This is a genomic window from Terribacillus saccharophilus (genome assembly GCF_002272075.1).
Lineage (GTDB): Bacteria > Bacillota > Bacilli > Bacillales > Amphibacillaceae > Terribacillus > Terribacillus saccharophilus_A.
In genome coordinates, this window is sequence record NZ_NPBJ01000016.1 from 188,073 (window position 1) to 203,658 (window position 15,586).

The 15,586-nt window shown below is 45.0% G+C and carries 13 protein-coding genes and 2 riboswitches; of the genes, 1 reads left to right on the forward strand and 12 read right to left on the reverse strand.

The annotated features are described in order from the left end of the window. Positions 1–15: 15 nt before the first annotated feature. The 8 genes from purB to CHH48_RS09220 all read right to left on the reverse strand — a co-directional run bounded on the left by purB (position 16) and on the right by CHH48_RS09220 (position 8,129). Complete coding sequence (gene purB / locus CHH48_RS09185) at positions 16–1,311, reverse strand: adenylosuccinate lyase (protein WP_095218841.1); 1,296 nt, start codon at positions 1,309–1,311, stop codon at positions 16–18. Further along, positions 1,308–2,435 (reverse strand): 5-(carboxyamino)imidazole ribonucleotide synthase, encoded by a 1,128-nt coding sequence (purK, locus tag CHH48_RS09190; protein ID WP_095218842.1) that lies wholly within the window; start codon positions 2,433–2,435, stop codon positions 1,308–1,310. Before purK ends, purB begins: the two co-directional genes overlap by 4 nt. Further along, a complete protein-coding gene (gene purE / locus CHH48_RS09195) occupies positions 2,422–2,913 on the reverse strand; it encodes a 5-(carboxyamino)imidazole ribonucleotide mutase (RefSeq protein WP_095218843.1) in 492 nt (163 codons plus the stop codon). The genes purK and purE overlap by 14 nt, the downstream gene beginning before the upstream one ends. A 100-nt stretch (positions 2,914–3,013) precedes the next feature. After that, positions 3,014–3,113, reverse strand: a riboswitch (purine riboswitch). A 119-nt stretch (positions 3,114–3,232) separates the two neighbouring features. Then, positions 3,233–3,451 (reverse strand): NETI motif-containing protein, encoded by a 219-nt coding sequence (locus tag CHH48_RS09200; RefSeq protein WP_095218844.1) that lies wholly within the window; start codon positions 3,449–3,451, stop codon positions 3,233–3,235. Next, positions 3,414–3,989 carry a DUF2179 domain-containing protein gene (locus tag CHH48_RS09205; RefSeq protein WP_095218845.1) on the reverse strand — a complete coding sequence of 192 codons (576 nt, stop codon included), beginning with the start codon at positions 3,987–3,989 and terminating at the stop codon, positions 3,414–3,416. The genes CHH48_RS09200 and CHH48_RS09205 overlap by 38 nt, the downstream gene beginning before the upstream one ends. Before the next feature lie 45 nt (positions 3,990–4,034). Then, the gene (locus CHH48_RS09210; protein WP_095218846.1) at positions 4,035–4,805 is read right to left on the reverse strand and encodes a tryptophan-rich sensory protein; all 771 of its coding nucleotides are present in this window, start codon (positions 4,803–4,805) and stop codon (positions 4,035–4,037) included. Between the two features lie 164 nt (positions 4,806–4,969). Next, positions 4,970–6,304, reverse strand: a complete 1,335-nt coding sequence (locus CHH48_RS09215) for an NCS2 family permease (RefSeq protein ID WP_095218847.1) — start codon at positions 6,302–6,304, stop codon at positions 4,970–4,972. A 113-nt stretch (positions 6,305–6,417) separates the two neighbouring features. Then, a riboswitch (purine riboswitch) is annotated at positions 6,418–6,519 on the reverse strand. A 95-nt stretch (positions 6,520–6,614) separates the two neighbouring features. After that, entirely contained in the window at positions 6,615–8,129 is a 1,515-nt protein-coding gene (locus tag CHH48_RS09220; protein ID WP_095218848.1) for a UDP-N-acetylmuramoyl-L-alanyl-D-glutamate--2,6-diaminopimelate ligase, read from the reverse strand. 179 nt (positions 8,130–8,308) lie between these two features. On the opposite strand from CHH48_RS09220, the gene CHH48_RS09225 reads away from it, so the two are divergent. Further along, on the forward strand, positions 8,309–9,361 hold the full coding sequence (locus CHH48_RS09225; protein ID WP_095218849.1) for an FUSC family protein: 1,053 nt from the start codon (positions 8,309–8,311) through the stop codon (positions 9,359–9,361). A gap of 18 nt (positions 9,362–9,379) precedes the next feature. On the opposite strand, the gene guaA is transcribed toward CHH48_RS09225, so the two are convergent. The 4 genes from guaA to CHH48_RS09245 all read right to left on the reverse strand — a co-directional run bounded on the left by guaA (position 9,380) and on the right by CHH48_RS09245 (position 15,537). Then, positions 9,380–10,900: a glutamine-hydrolyzing GMP synthase gene (guaA, locus tag CHH48_RS09230; RefSeq protein WP_095218897.1), complete on the reverse strand. Its 1,521-nt coding sequence runs from the start codon at positions 10,898–10,900 to the stop codon at positions 9,380–9,382. Between the two features lie 249 nt (positions 10,901–11,149). Next, positions 11,150–13,342 carry a DUF4129 domain-containing transglutaminase family protein gene (locus CHH48_RS09235; protein ID WP_095218850.1) on the reverse strand — a complete coding sequence of 731 codons (2,193 nt, stop codon included), beginning with the start codon at positions 13,340–13,342 and terminating at the stop codon, positions 11,150–11,152. After that, a complete protein-coding gene (locus tag CHH48_RS09240; protein ID WP_095218851.1) occupies positions 13,335–14,579 on the reverse strand; it encodes a DUF58 domain-containing protein in 1,245 nt (414 codons plus the stop codon). Before CHH48_RS09240 ends, CHH48_RS09235 begins: the two co-directional genes overlap by 8 nt. Next, positions 14,569–15,537: an AAA family ATPase gene (locus CHH48_RS09245; RefSeq protein WP_095218852.1), complete on the reverse strand. Its 969-nt coding sequence runs from the start codon at positions 15,535–15,537 to the stop codon at positions 14,569–14,571. Before CHH48_RS09245 ends, CHH48_RS09240 begins: the two co-directional genes overlap by 11 nt. Positions 15,538–15,586: the final 49 nt, after the last annotated feature.

Consider the following 15,586-nt stretch of genomic DNA (forward strand, 5'->3'; position numbering starts at 1 on the left):
CCGTTTGTCAAAGTATTATTCTAATCCTATCTTATGGAAAATCTGATCTACATTCTTCAAGTGGTACGTATAGTCGAAGCAGTCATCAATTTCTTCCTGGCTAAGGAATGCAGAGATTTCTGTTGTTGCTTCGATAAGCTGCTTGAACTGTGTTTCTGTTTCCCATGCTTCCATCGCTTTCGGCTGAACGATATCATACGCCTGCTCACGGCTCATGCCTTTATCGATTAGCGCAAGTAGTACACGCTGGGAGAAGATAACGCCGTATGTGCGATCGATATTACGCTTCATGTTTTCCGGGAAGACCGTCAAATTCTTCACGATGTTAGAGAAGCGGCTCAGCATATAATCTAGCGCGATTGTCGCATCCGGCAAGATGACACGTTCGGCAGATGAATGAGAGATATCGCGTTCATGCCAAAGGGCAACGTTCTCGTAAGCTGTGACCATGTGTCCGCGGATCAGACGGGACATGCCGACCATATTCTCAGATCCAATCGGATTACGTTTATGAGGCATCGCAGAAGAACCTTTTTGGCCTTTAGCGAAGAACTCTTCCACTTCACGCGTTTCTGTTTTTTGAAGACCGCGGATTTCAGTCGCGAATTTCTCGATGCTAGTTGCAATCAATGCCAATGTGCCCATGTATTGTGCATGGCGGTCACGCTGCAATGTTTGCGTGGATACTGGTGCTGGCTTCAAGCCTAGCTTTTTAGTGACATATTTCTCCACATACGGATCGATATTCGCATATGTACCGACCGCACCGGAAAGCTTGCCGTATTGGATCGTATCAGCAGCAGCGTCAAATCGCTCCAGATTACGTTTCATTTCTTCATACCATAATGCCATTTTCAAACCGAAAGTCGTTGGCTCAGCATGAACGCCATGTGTACGTCCCATCATGACCGTATGCTTATGTTCCTTCGCTTTCGCTTCCAAAATCTCGATGAAATTGACGATGCCTTTGCGAATGATTTGGTTCGCCTGCAGCAAAAGATATGATAAAGCTGTATCGACTACATCTGTGGATGTCAGGCCGTAATGCACCCATTTGCGTTCTTCGCCCAATGTCTCGGATACTGCGCGAGTGAAAGCAACAACATCATGACGTGTCTCCTGCTCGATTTCCAAAATACGATTAATATCGAAGGATGCATTTTCACGCAATGCTTTTACATCTGATTCAGGGATGATGCCTAGATCACTCCATGCTTCACATGCCAAGATCTCGACTTCAAGCCACGCCTTGTATTTATTTTCATCCGTCCAAATGTTGCCCATTTCTTCTCTTGTATAACGTTCAATCATGCTTTGTTTCCTCCTAGTGATCGTGTAAAAGCGTCGGTTGCGTCCAGCAAGGTCTTACGTGACGTACCCACCATTGTGAAATGCCCCATTTTCCTTTTGGGCTTGGCTTCTTGCTTGCCGTAATCATGGATGTGGGCTAATGGTCTGTCAGGCTGCTGCCAGTACTGGTCCAGCTCTTCTCCTAATAAATTTATCATAACGGCGGCCCCGATAAAATGGACCGGCAAAAGAGGCAGTGCGCAAATCGCGCGGATATGCTGCTCGAATTGCGATACCGTACAAGCTTCAATTGTATAATGACCGGAATTATGCGGTCGCGGAGCCACTTCATTCATATAAAGCTCATCGCCTGAGACGAACATCTCGACGGTAAAGGTACCGACAACCCCGGCTGCTTCTGCAAGCTTTCCAGCAGCAGTACGCGCTTGCTCCGCCACATTCTCAGAGACAGTTGCAGGTGCAATCGTCCGATAAAGGATGTGATCACGGTGTTCATTTTCTGCCACCGGAAAATAAGTAATTTCTCCATCCTTGCCTCTAGTCAGTACAACCGATATCTCCTTATCGAATGTAAGCCATGATTCAACAATGCAGCGTCCATTTTGCCGGACGAATGCAGCAGCTTCTTGCAGGTCATCCTTAGATTCCAGTTTTAGCTGTCCTTTGCCATCGTATCCGCCGCGGCAAGTTTTTACGACCGATGGAAAACCGATTTCTCTAACACCTGTCAGCAGTTCCTTTTCATCTGTGACTATCGTAAAGGGCGCTACGGGAAGATTCAGTTCCTTCATGAGATTTTTTTCATTCGCTCGATCTCGGCTGATTTCCAAAAGAAGGGAGCCTTGTGGAAGTTTCCCCTTTTCCTCCAGCAGTCTTGCTGCATCCAAATCGACGTTTTCGAATTCATAGGTGACAACATCGCTTAAGCTCTCTAGTTTCCGGATAGCGTCCCTATCATCATAAGCTGCTTCAATATGCAAGTCCGCTACTTGTGCAGCAGGACAATCGTGCGTAGGATCGAGGACAATAATTCGGTATCCCATATGCTTAGCAGTTATAGCCATCATGCGGCCAAGCTGCCCGCCTCCAAGAATGCCGATAGTGATGATATTATTTGGTCGCAAGCTGATTCCTCATTTCCGCTACTTGTTTCTTCATCCCTTGCTGATAATCCAGCAGACGTTCAGCAATTTGTTTGTCATGAGTACCGAGAATTTGGGCCGCCAGGATGCCGGCATTTTTAGCTCCTGCTTTTCCGATTGCTACCGTAGCTACTGGAACACCGCCTGGCATCTGAACGATAGAGAGCAAAGAATCCATTCCATCAAGCGCTTTTGTCTGTACTGGAACACCGATCACAGGCAACGTCGTCTTGCTTGCCACCATACCTGGCAAATGGGCTGCACCGCCTGCTCCAGCAATGATAACCTTCAAGCCTTTTTCTCTAGCACTCGCTGCATAGTCAAACATATCCTCAGGTGTACGATGAGCTGAAATCACTTCTTTCTCGAAAGAAATATCCAGCTCTTCCAATAACTTGCACGCATGCTCCATTGTCTCCCAATCAGAGATGCTTCCCATGATGATTCCAATCTCCGCCATCCAATCCCTCTTTTCTCTTTTTGCCGTAAAAAAAGCCTATTCACCTCTCCCGCTAACTGAGAGAAGACGAATAGGCATACGGTGTCGTAGGCTCATAATCATGCAGTCCATCTTCCCTCATAGTCCGCCATTTACGGTAGCAGGTAGAGACTTCCGGACCGTATTTCCGGAAATATATGAGGTACGATCTATAAAGCACAGCTTCACATCTCGCGCTGTAGTGTTGTCAAATCTAGCCGTGTCTTTCATGCATGTTTATGATAACAATTCTGACACACATCGTCAATGAAAAAATCGAACGATGGTTATATTGTTATATTTAATGTTCGGTTTTTAGTAATTTTGTATCAAAAATAACTTTTCTTCCAATCGGTTCTACCTTCTTTGCCCCATTCTCGGTGGTTTCCCGAAAGACCGGTTCTTCCACTTTCCGAACTGGCAGATAGCCCTCTGCTTTGATACGATCCAAGCAAGCATCGATTGTCTCATTCTCACCGAACTCAAATCGTTTCTTTGCTGGTTTCTTTTCTTTTGGCATTACGGATACGCTCCCTCTTTACACTTTTCACCCAGAAACCGCCAAAGATTTGACGAGGCTCGTAGGCAATGATAAAAGCCTTCGGATCGACTTCCTTAATTGCCTCATACAACTGGAGCTCGTATTTACGAGGCGTCAGAATTTGCATGGCGAGGCGGTCCCCATCCATTCCATAAGCAAACCAGCTGGTTACACCATACCCTTTTTCCCGCAGTCTTCTCGTGAACTCGATACTCGGGTCAGACGAGATAACATTGACGGTAATATAGCCGAGTGCAAGCTTCTCCTCTATCTTCGAACCAAGAATAACACCAATCCCGAAACCAAGTGCGTAGGCAATCAGGTTCTGGATTTGATCCAAGTTATCTAGAACTAAGCCGAGACCAATGGTATAGATCGTAACCTCGAAAACACTAACGAATGCTGCTATATAACGCCGTCCCTTCAATGTCAAAATCACCCGTAATGTATTCAGGCTCACATAAACAATATTGACGACAAAGATAATCAATAACATGACGAGTGGGATTTCTAACAACTTACTTCCTCCTTCTTGCTAATAAAAAATTGCTGCTTATGTGTATCAGTAGCCGTACTGCTTACGTTTTCGTCTTCGAAACAAATGAATCGGTATGGCAATCAAAATGAGCAGCGCCATAATGCTGGCAACTGCTGTAATTGCCGGAAAGTTCTCCGCTCTCGCAGAAGCAATAGCCACATATGCCCAAATGAACACGAGTGGATAGATACTATCACGGAAAACATGCATGAAGCCAATTGCCAGAACAGCACCGACTATCAGCAAAATGATTGTCCAAACTTCTCCTGACAAAAGCCACCCTTCAATATTATCTACCCCAAGCGATACAAAGAGAATTCCGACGTTCAGAATTGTGGCGACGGAAACCCAGCCGATATAGATAGAAAACGGAAACAAATCAAATTTCCGGCGGTCGGATGAAGTGGAGATGGCTTGATACAGGATGATCAAGGAGATTAACAGTCCCACCATCGGAATGATGGAAATACTAAACAGTTGATAATGGAAGCTGAAAAGCCAAGCGATGTTAAAGATACAGCTTGCAATGAATGCTCCAGCGGCTCTTCCATACCACTCTGTTTCGCGTGTCGACCGCAAGAATAAGCGGATGACCCAAATAAAAGCGAATAGATAAATGTCTCCCCAAATGCTGAAAGCATATCCTGCTGGCTGAAATAATACGCCAAGTTGATCAGATAATTGACGGGTGTTCTTCCCACCGAGCGGCAAGGCGTTGGATAGATAATTGACGACGATGGCTGCGATATATGCCAGTAAACTGAACCAAGCCAGCTTCACTGAACGGTTACTCATAGAAACTCCTCCTCCTCGCCCGCTGACAGACGATTGTAATCTCTCGTAAGTATAATACAATTATACCCTTCACCGTTGCAATCAACGCATAAAGGTAAAATCCGATCACAAATCTGTCATATATCTCCTATAAAAAAAGCCGCCCCAATAGGAGCGGCTTCTATTTATGCCAAAAAGATGAAGTACAAGATGAATACGACGAACAAGAACCACATAACTGGGTGGATCTCTTTTACACGCCCTTTTACAAGCAACGTAAGCGGATAGAAAATAAATCCGACCGCAATACCAGTAGCAATACTGCCTGTGAGCGGCATCATCAGAATTGTGAAAAAGGCTGGTACAGCCAACTCTACTTTATCCCATTCAATTTCCTTCAAGGAAGAACACATCAGTACACCAACCACGATCAAGGCCGGTGCTGTCACTTCGTTGGTAATGACAGACAATAGCGGACTGAAAAATAGTGCCAAAAGGAAACAAATCGCAGTCACTACAGCTGTAAATCCTGATCTTCCGCCTGCGCCTACACCTGTTGTTGATTCAACATATGCAGTTGTGTTTGAAGTACCAAGCACTGCACCTGCAACAGTAGCACCAGAATCCGCAAGTAAAGCCTGACCTGGATTTGGAAGCTTGCCGTCTTTCATCAAACCAGCTTTGGTAGCTACTGCAACCAATGTACCGGCTGTATCAAAGAAATCCACGAATAAGAAAGTCAAGATGACAGTCAGCATTTGAATCGTGAAGATATCACCGAAATGCGCAAATGCTGCCCCGAATGTAGGAGCAAGACTTGGTACGCTTCCGACAACGTCTCCGACTGCCGTTGGCGGATCAATCAATCCGACAACCATGCCAGCTACTGCAGTAATGATCATTCCAATGAAGATCGCTGCGCGGAATCCTTTTACCAAGAGAATTGCTGTCACAAAGATACCAAAGATAGCTAACAGTGCTGGACCGCTGTGGATATCTCCAAGAGCCACAACTGTATCCTCACTCATCACAACGAGGTTAGCGTTCTTTAAACCGATGAAAGCTATGAAAAGACCAATACCAGCGCCAACAGCCAATTTCAAAGTCGGTGGAATTGAGTTAATCAAAAGCTCACGTAAACCCGAAAGAGAAAGAATCATGAAAATGACACCGGAAGCAAAAACGCCTGCCAATGCTGTTTCCCACGGAATACCATAAGTTAGAACAACTGTAAAAGCGAAAAAGGCATTCAATCCCATACCAGGAGCGAGCGCAATCGGCAATTTAGCGAATACACCCATTATCAGTGTACCAATCGCGGAAGCAATCGCTGTTGCAGTGAAAATTGCACCCGCATCCATACGGCCTCCAGGAATTGCGCTGTCCGGCACACCTTGCAGAGTCAGAACATTAGGATTAACGAACAGGATGTACGCCATCGACAGGAATGTCGTGATACCGGCGATAATCTCAGTTCGGTAAGACGTGTTCAATTCATCAAAACGGAAAAAACGTTTCATAACTTGTTACTCCTCCTGTTGCTTCGATTGGGCAGGATAAGCTTTCAAATAAAAAACACTTCTGCCCTAAGAGCAAGAAGCGTTTCCTATCTACACCACATCTGCGTATGTAACTCAGATTGAGAGGTCAGCGTAGTCAGGTTAATGACGGTAACCTGGTAGAAACTCATGGGCCATATTCCCAAAATTATACGAAGACGAAAATATATAGTATTAATACTCTTTCACTATAAAAGCATTTTGCCTGCTTCGTCAATGTTTTTTCGGTAAATGTACCTAAGAATAGTATTAGTAATCGTTTCCAACTTATTCAGCTGATAGTGGATTGTACCTTTTCTGCATTTTGTTCTTCGAAATATGATTGAATAATTGCGTGGTCAGAATGCGGAATAGCCTTTCCTCTGACGAACTGTGCACCATTGATTTGTCCGCCTGTAAGCAGGACAATATCTCCTTCCCGACTCAGATCGAGCGCAAGACAGACAGCTTTGGCTCTCGTCTGTGCCGTGGACACATTCTGCACGCGGTCACTAAAACCCTTACATACCGCATCGATGATGTTTTTTGGATCATGATGACCTGGATGATCAACAGACACAACAATCTCATCTGCTCTTCCCTCAATTGTCTGCGCCATTTTCGGCATCTTCCCGAAATCCCTGATGCCGACTCCCAATATCATTACGATCAAGCGACGATGCGGAATAGCATTCACCGCTGTTAATAACTGATCCAATGCAGCTGGAGTGTGGGCATAATCAAGAATAATTTTCCTGCTGCCGTACTGTTCGATTACTTCAAAACGCCCTTCAGGATTCTCCATTGTAACTAAGACATCCACGATTGATTCCAAATCGTAACCAAGATGTATTGCTGTTCCAACTGCAGCAATAAGATTAGACACGTTGTACGCACCATAAATCGGTGCACGAATCGTATATGTTTTTCCATTTGTATAAAGCTCAAATTGGATACCATGCGCATCTGTCTGAAGATTTGATGCAATCAAATCTGCCTCGCTATTTTTCTTAAGACTATATGTCAGCAGCTTCCCTTGGAACGTATCCAGAATATCCTGCGCCATTCCTTCGTCGTCGATATTTACGATTGCAGTAGCGGCTTGCTCAAACAATTTCATCTTCGCCTGCTTGTAATTATCCATTGTTTCATGGTATTCCAAGTGCTCTGGAGATAAATTTGTATGAATTGCAACATCAAATGTCATGGCTGCCGTACGCTTCTGATCCAATGCAATAGACGTTGCCTCCATAACTACCGCTTTTTCGCCCTCCGATTCCAGCAATTTGAAAAGCGCATGCAAATCAGCAGATTCAGGCGTAGTAGGCGTGCTTTTAAAGAAGTCGAGCTTCTCTTTGGACGTAACAATACCGCATGTTCCAATTGACGTTGTCCGAAGCTGGAGCTGATTCAACAAGGAACGGACATACGCCGCTACTGTCGTCTTCCCATTTGTTCCGGTGACAGCAACTGTAACAAGCTTTGTCCAAGCCTCATCTGATAGCAGCACTGCCAACTGTGCCATCGCCAGCCGGGCATCCTCTACAACAAGGAAGGTGCAATCCTCAAACTGGCGATAATAGGATTTCAGCAGATCTTCATTTGTTCCTACAATGATAGAAGCACCTTGTGCAATGCTATCCTCTATAAAAGCGTGCCCATCATGGTTATCCCCTTGGATACAAACGAAAACATCATGTTTCGTTACGTAACGGGAATCAAAACGGACAATATTGGCAATCGTACTAGAAGCACCGTAAATACGCTTAAAATTGACCTTATTCTGTTTCATTAAATTGATAATCATGGCTACCCCCTGTATTTCCGGTCCAAGTATTTTCTTTTTTTACCCGAAATTTACGGCGGTTATACCATTTCTTCAAAAAACATGCTCCAAGCCCTATAACTCTTCCACATTCAACCATTGATTGCCAGCTTTATACACTTTATAATGTAAACATGCTACATCAAAGGTGTTGACAGACTGTGAAGAAATATTTCATCGGCAGCCGTGTCATCAAGACAGGGATTGCTGTGTTTTTTACTGCATTAATTTGTGAAATTGTACACATATCACCGGCTTTTGCGGTTATTGCAGCTATCGTGACGATAGAGCCGACAATTCATGCATCCATACAAAAAGGTCTGATCCGTTTACCAGCCAGTATGGTCGGAGCAGCATTTTCTGTTCTTTCGATTTATTTATTCGGAGCTTCTCCGCTGACCTACACGGCAGCGGCTTTTTTGACGATTCTGGTTTGCTTTAAATTAAAACTCCATGCAGGTTTGATTGTAGCGACAATTACAGCAGTTGCTATGATTGACGTGGAACATACAAGTTTATGGGCAGATTTCTGGGCCCGGCTCGGCGGAAGCGTTATTGGAATTATCATTTCAACATTGGTTAATATGCTTATCCTGCCGCCAGATTACTTTAAGAAATCTCGTCAGCAGTTAGATTTAGTTATTTCGCATACGAATGAGCTGATCCATGCTTTCGTTGATATAAGGATCAGGAAAACACAAGGTGACCAGCCTGTCCACAGTTTAACGGCATCGTTCAGCAAACTGACAGATGAACGGCTGCTCCTGGAACAGTATGTGCAGCACCAGCAGATGGAAATGCGATATCATCTTCCGAATTCGAAAGCAAAAGCAGTATTAGATAAAGAAGCAGCCCTAACTCAGAAGCTGAAGCTGATTCATTATCATCTTTGGAATTTGATTCACGCAGGGCGCAGCGACAGACAGCTGCATTGGAATACAGAACAGCGCAACCGCTTCGGTGCAGCTGCTGAAGCAGTTCAAGGGAAACTATCACATTGGATGAAGGAAGATCAAGTGTCAGGCGAAAAGCAGTTTCAGGACTTGTTCCAGTTATTCTGGAGCATCGATATGCCGAAGGATCCGTCAGATGGCTACTTCCCGATTGAAAGTATCTATCTGTACGAACTGCTGTCCATACACGAGCTTGTTTATGACCAGCAATCCGGTAAAACTCATCTGCTTGTACAAAAAGAGGCCATGCTATCTGATTGATAGCATGGCCTCTTTCCTTTATTCCCACTCGATTGTTGCAGGTGGCTTACTCGTCACGTCATACACGACGCGGTTTACATGTTTCACTTCATTGACGAAACGTACAGAGATACGCTCCAATACATCCCATGGGATACGTGCCCAGTCGGAGGTCATACCATCAATAGAAGTTACCGCACGAATTCCTAGTGTGTAGTCATACGTACGAGCATCTCCCATTACACCGACGCTCTTGAATCCTGGAAGGACAGTGAAGTACTGCCAGATATCGCGTTCAAGACCTGCTTTTGCAACCTCTTCATGTAGAATCGCATCGGATTCGCGCACGATTTCAAGCTTCTCTTCTGTAATTTCACCGATAACACGGATTGCTAGTCCAGGCCCAGGGAATGGCTGACGGTGAACGATCGCGTCCGGCAAACCAAGCTCAGTTCCTAGTTCACGTACTTCATCTTTGAACAATGTTTTCAATGGTTCGATCAATTCGAACTGCATATCTTCTGGCAGTCCGCCCACGTTATGGTGAGATTTAATTGTCTGTGCTGTTTCTGTACCGCTTTCTACGATATCCGTATACAGTGTACCTTGTGCAAGGAAGTCCATGTTTTCAAGCTTGGATGCTTCATCATCGAATACATAGATGAATTCATTACCAATGATCTTACGTTTTTGTTCTGGATCTGAAGCGCCTTTCAGCTTGCCCAAGAAACGGTCTTGTGCATGCACTGCAACCAAATTGATTTTGAATTCGTCACGGAAAGTCTTCTCGACCATTGCACCTTCGTTTTTACGAAGCAAACCATGATCCACAAAAATACATGTCAGCTGATCGCCGATTGCTTTGTGGATAAGGGCAGCTACTACAGAAGAGTCTACACCGCCGCTCAATGCACAAAGAACGTTTTTGTCGCCGACTTGCTGACGAATTTTTTCTGTTTCCATTTCGATGAAGTTTTCCATCGTCCATTCCGCTTTTGCATGGCAGACGTCGAAAACGAACTGCTTCAGCATATGGTTTCCGTACTCGGAATGGCGCACTTCAGGGTGGTACTGAACACCATAAAGGTTACGTTCTTTGTTGCTGATGGCAGCAACTGGGGTGGACGGGCTTGTCGCATCAACGCTGAAGCCTGGTGCTGGATCCAATACTTTATCACCATGGCTCATCCAGACTAGCTGTTTTTCCGGTGAATCTTTAAAGATGACAGATGGGTTTGTCAATGTAATTTCCGCACGGCCGTATTCCCGGCTGTCAGCACGCTGCACATTTCCACCGAAATGTTGCGTCATTAGCTGCATACCATAGCAGATACCCAATACTGGGATTCCAAGTTCGAAGATTTCTTCGTCACAACGGAAACTGTTTTCGTCATATACACTGTGCGGTCCGCCGGAAAGGATGATTCCTTTCGGGTTCATCTTACGAATCTCATCTGCTGTCAGTTTGTGGGAATGTAATTCGCTGTATACACCGAACTCCCGGATCCTTCTTGTGATTAATTGATTGTACTGGCTTCCAAAGTCCAGTACCAATATCATATCTGTATCGATATCCAAAGTCTGTCCACTCCTTCATTATTCTCTAGATATAAGCAGGTTGGGTGCATGCACCACATTTTACCTTTATCACGTCTTGAAAAAACAGAAGCTGAATTCGCGCCATGTTTAAGGCGGAATCCAGCAAAAGTAACGTTGTCGGCTCAAGCCTTCACAAACGTCAGCAGCACTAAACTGCGTCCTTCTGAAGGTGCTTATTGCCTCTTATTCTATCAATGTGCCCAAAATGGGTCAAGATGCCGCTTGTTTAATTAAATTTTCCCACAATTCGACGGCATTTATCCATGCAGGTGCGCTTTTTTCGTTGCGGTACAAGATTCTTTCGTATTCGCTCGTCAGTTCAGACATCTGTTTATTGCCGAATTCCCGGTCAATTGTAATGGCGTATTCCCTGAGCGTCTGACCGGAATGACGTTTGAAGCCCTTATGTGCTAGCAGGCGCAGCAAATAATGATAGGCTTTTTCATATGTCTCCTCAGATTGTTCATTTCGGTATTTTCGAATGTAATAAGCTGTCAGCCATTTGTAGCGGGTGAAATACAGGGCAAGTGCTGCTATAAGAAATACTGCCGACGGAATGACCCAATACAGTGGATGAATGGAAGCCCTATCCGTTTGACTATCTGCCGCCTGTTCTTCTTCCTGCTGCTGCTCTTCTGGCTGCTCTGGAGCCGGGCTTTGTTCTTCTTCTTCTGGCGTTTCTGTTTCTGCTTCCGGAGTCTCTGGCGTCTCATCTTCTTCGCTAGTAAACTCTGCTGGGTTTGTAAATCCTTGAGTTGGTTCAAATGGAACCCAACCAGTTTCCGGGAAATACACTTCTACCCATGAATGAGCATTTCCGTTCGTAATTAGATAAGAGGACATACCATCAGGGGTAGATACACTTGGGTTCGACCCAGGCTGTCCTGCCGTGAACCCTTTCACCCAGCGCGCAGGAATATCCGCTGCTCGTAACAGTACAACCATTGCAGACGAGAAGTTATCACAATAGCCGATTTTGCTTTCAAATAGAAACTGATCGACATAATCCTGATCATCTTCTGGTACAGGTATATCCTGTGTCTGGTATTGAAAGCCATTCTGATTGAAATATTGTTCCACTGCCTTTGCCTTATCATACCGTGTATCGGCAGAAGAAGTGATCTCCTCGGCTAATTCACGGACACGCTCCGGCAAATATTCAGGCAGCTGCGTATAACGATAATGGGTATTGTCATCATCCAGCTCAGAATCATTGCGCAGATCATCGATATTATACTGTGGTTCTTCAAAGGCAATCGTATAATTCTCATCCGGATATTGTGCTCGATTGAATGTTTCTACGACACCGAAATCAGAATCAACAGCAGCTCCTACCTGCCCGCTGAAAAATGTCTGCACACCATAAGGATATACGAGCCTATCCAGTATTTGATTTTGACTTGGATAGACAATCGCTTCCCGCGCTTCAGTGGCTACATTTTCTGTGTAAAGATCAATACCGACCTGGTCTCCGCTTTGGAAGCTTTGCGGTTCTGCCTCCCTTGAACGTTCCCAGCCTTTGCCTGTATACACATCCTTACTGTCAACACGCCAATAGCCGCTTGCTTCTGTTGCTGCCCAGAATGCGATTGAATTGTCCTGAACAAACGGACCTCCAAGACGGGAATCATTTTCTCCGTAGCCTACTTTTTGGATGCCGCCTTCCCCTTCATTTTCATTGTTGTTATCTGACATCGTTTGGATAAATGGCACAGGATCAGCCCATTGCGGCGGCAGCTTCGGTGCTGCATAGCCTACTGCAGCGGAAACAGCAAGTATAGAGAGTAGCGGGATGCTCCACAGCAGCACCTGCTTCGGAAACTTCCGTTTTTCTCTGCCTTGATATAGTTTTGCAAAAGTAGAAATTCCCATCGCAAAAAAGCTGATCAGAAAGACACGGACAATTGCTCCGCTGCCATCGTAAGGGGTAAATGTATCAAGAATCCCAATGTAAAGGAAAGTCATGATAATAAAGAAGAAAATACGATTGACTACGATGAACCAGTAATAAAGCAAATAGCTCATCAGCCAGAGCAAAGTCAAAAATAGTAACGTTCTAAAAAATGGTGTCAACGAGACAAATTCACCCGTAAACAGCAATTGGAGATTATTTTCAAGCTCCGTTAGGATAAACGTGAACCAGCTTCCGGATATTAAGTTTTCCTGAATAAGAAACACTTGCAGAACTATTACCATTAAAACAAACTTCAGCAAAAAGCTGACCCACCAGCGCAGTTTAAGCGCGGACAGTAAGAAGCAGATAGCTGTAAATACTACAAAGATGGGCAAATTGCCTGTATCACTAATCTGATCAAGCGGACGGAGCCATTCCCAAAACAAGAGGAATCCACACACAAAGATGAGATAACGCAGCCACTGTAATTGACCGATTTTTCTACGCATTTTGCTGCACCTCCGTTTGGACCGTTTGCTGTATGGGATAGATATCCATCTGATGACCAAGCTGACGAACTTCCCGTATTAGGTTCTTTTCCTTTGTTCCTACTTCTGCATGACGACAGATGTATAAAACGGTCAGTATATAACCGCTTTGCCTTAATTTGCGGAGCACTGCCAGCTCCCGACTGTCCAAATCAGTTGTTACATAATAAACTGTTGAACCTTTAGGTTGTCTGGACAGTTCTGCTGCTAAAGCTTGGAGCCGCGTCTGTTCCTGCTCCTGTTTCACAGTAGTCAAATACTGTTGCACACGCTGAAGCTGAGCACTGCCCATTGCAGCTGGCAGCCACTTAGCTGAATTGCCGATGCTCATGAAGCCGACTTGCTCATTTCTGCTTTTCAGCTTCTGGTAGACAGAAAAAGCAATGACGACGCTATATTCAAAAAGTTCTTCTGTCTGCTTTGCTCCTCTTCTATCGAAAACCACGAGTACATCCGCACTTTTTTCCTGTTCGAATTCTTTCGTCATCATATCTTGTTTTCTGGCAGACGCTTTCCAGTCGATCCAGCTGAACCGGTCACCTGGGGTGTACTCCCGAATGCCAGAGACAACGCTAGTCTGCTTTGAACGCGGAGCATAGGCAACAGCAGCACCTTCTGCAAAAACGGTTTGCGGGTTCCCAACTGTAATCTCCCTTTCAGCTGGATAAACATGCAGCTTCTGTACGACTTCAAAAACCGCTTCTTTTTCGACCAGCTGAAACGGGTCGCCAGTACGCAGACGAATTTGATAGAAGCTATGTTCCCCTCGAGGAAGCCTGTCCAGCACATATTGGATTTTAAGATTCCTCCGAAACCAAGGAAATAGAATATGCTGCTTCGGCTGACGAGATTGGGCAAACTGCAGGGTTCCGTCTGGTCGGCTTACTTTTAGCAGAGATCGGTCATGAAGATCTTCCATTTCCAAATATATAAGCGGGAAGGGAAAACGGCGGGTCAAACTGACTTCGACAGTTACTTCTCCACCGCTCCTGATATATGTTTTGGAAAGCGTACGATCCACCTTCCAGCTAGCAAGCGGGTAGCACAGCACCAGCAGCACATAAAGCAGAATCGGAAGAAAAGCATAAAACAGAAACCAGCTGACAAAACCTCCTTGGAACATGCTGTAACAGAATAGGATGGCAGCCAGCAAGACGATGCCTCCGAGCCTAAAGGCGAAGCGGAACTTACCTTTCATGTACAGATTCCCTCTCTACAGGTACATCCACTGCTTCCAGCAGACGCTGGACCAATCTTTCAGGTGTCAGGCCATCGTAGCGTGCTTCTGAACGGAGTAAAATCCGGTGGCCAAGTACAAACGGCGCCAAAACTTGTACATCATCTGGTAAACAATAGTCGCGATTATGGATATAAGCATAAGCCTTCGCTGCCCGCATCATGGCAATAGATCCGCGCGGGCTAAGTCCTAAATAAACATCTGGATGACTGCGGGATATCTGCGCTAAATCTACTATATACTGCTGTATCTGAGGAGCGACATACACATTGGCTGCTGCTTCCTGCATTTTTAATAGATCTGCTTTAGTCATAACCGGCTCAACACGATTAATTGGATGTTTCATACCAACAGAATCCAGCATCTGCATTTCTTCTTGTGCATTCGGATATCCCATTCGCAGCTTCAGAAGGAAGCGATCTAACTGTGCTTCAGGCAGCGAATACGTACCTTCATAGTCGACAGGATTCTGTGTTGCCATGACAAAAAAAGGATCCGCTAGCGGCAGTGCATTACCCTCTACTGTAATATTCTTCTCCTCCATCGCCTCAAGCAAAGCAGACTGTGTCTTTGGAGATGTACGGTTAATCTCATCGGCAAGCACGATATTCCCTAAAATAGGTCCAGGACGGAACTCGAATTCTAGCGTTTTTGGGTTGTAGATAGAAACACCTGTAACGTCAGATGGCAATAAATCAGGTGTGAATTGGATACGTTTGAAATCACAATCAACTGAACGAGCAAGGGAGCGGACCAGCATCGTTTTACCGACACCCGGTACGTCTTCCAGTAAAACATGACCACCAGCAAGGAGTGCAGTCAGACTAAGTACAATTGGTTCTTCTTTTCCAATGATTACTTTATTAATATTATCTATAATCCGCGAGACTGACGGATGATAGATTGATAGCTTCGTCATACAAGCATTCCCTTCAAATTGGATTCGACAGAATATTTTGGACAAGTGT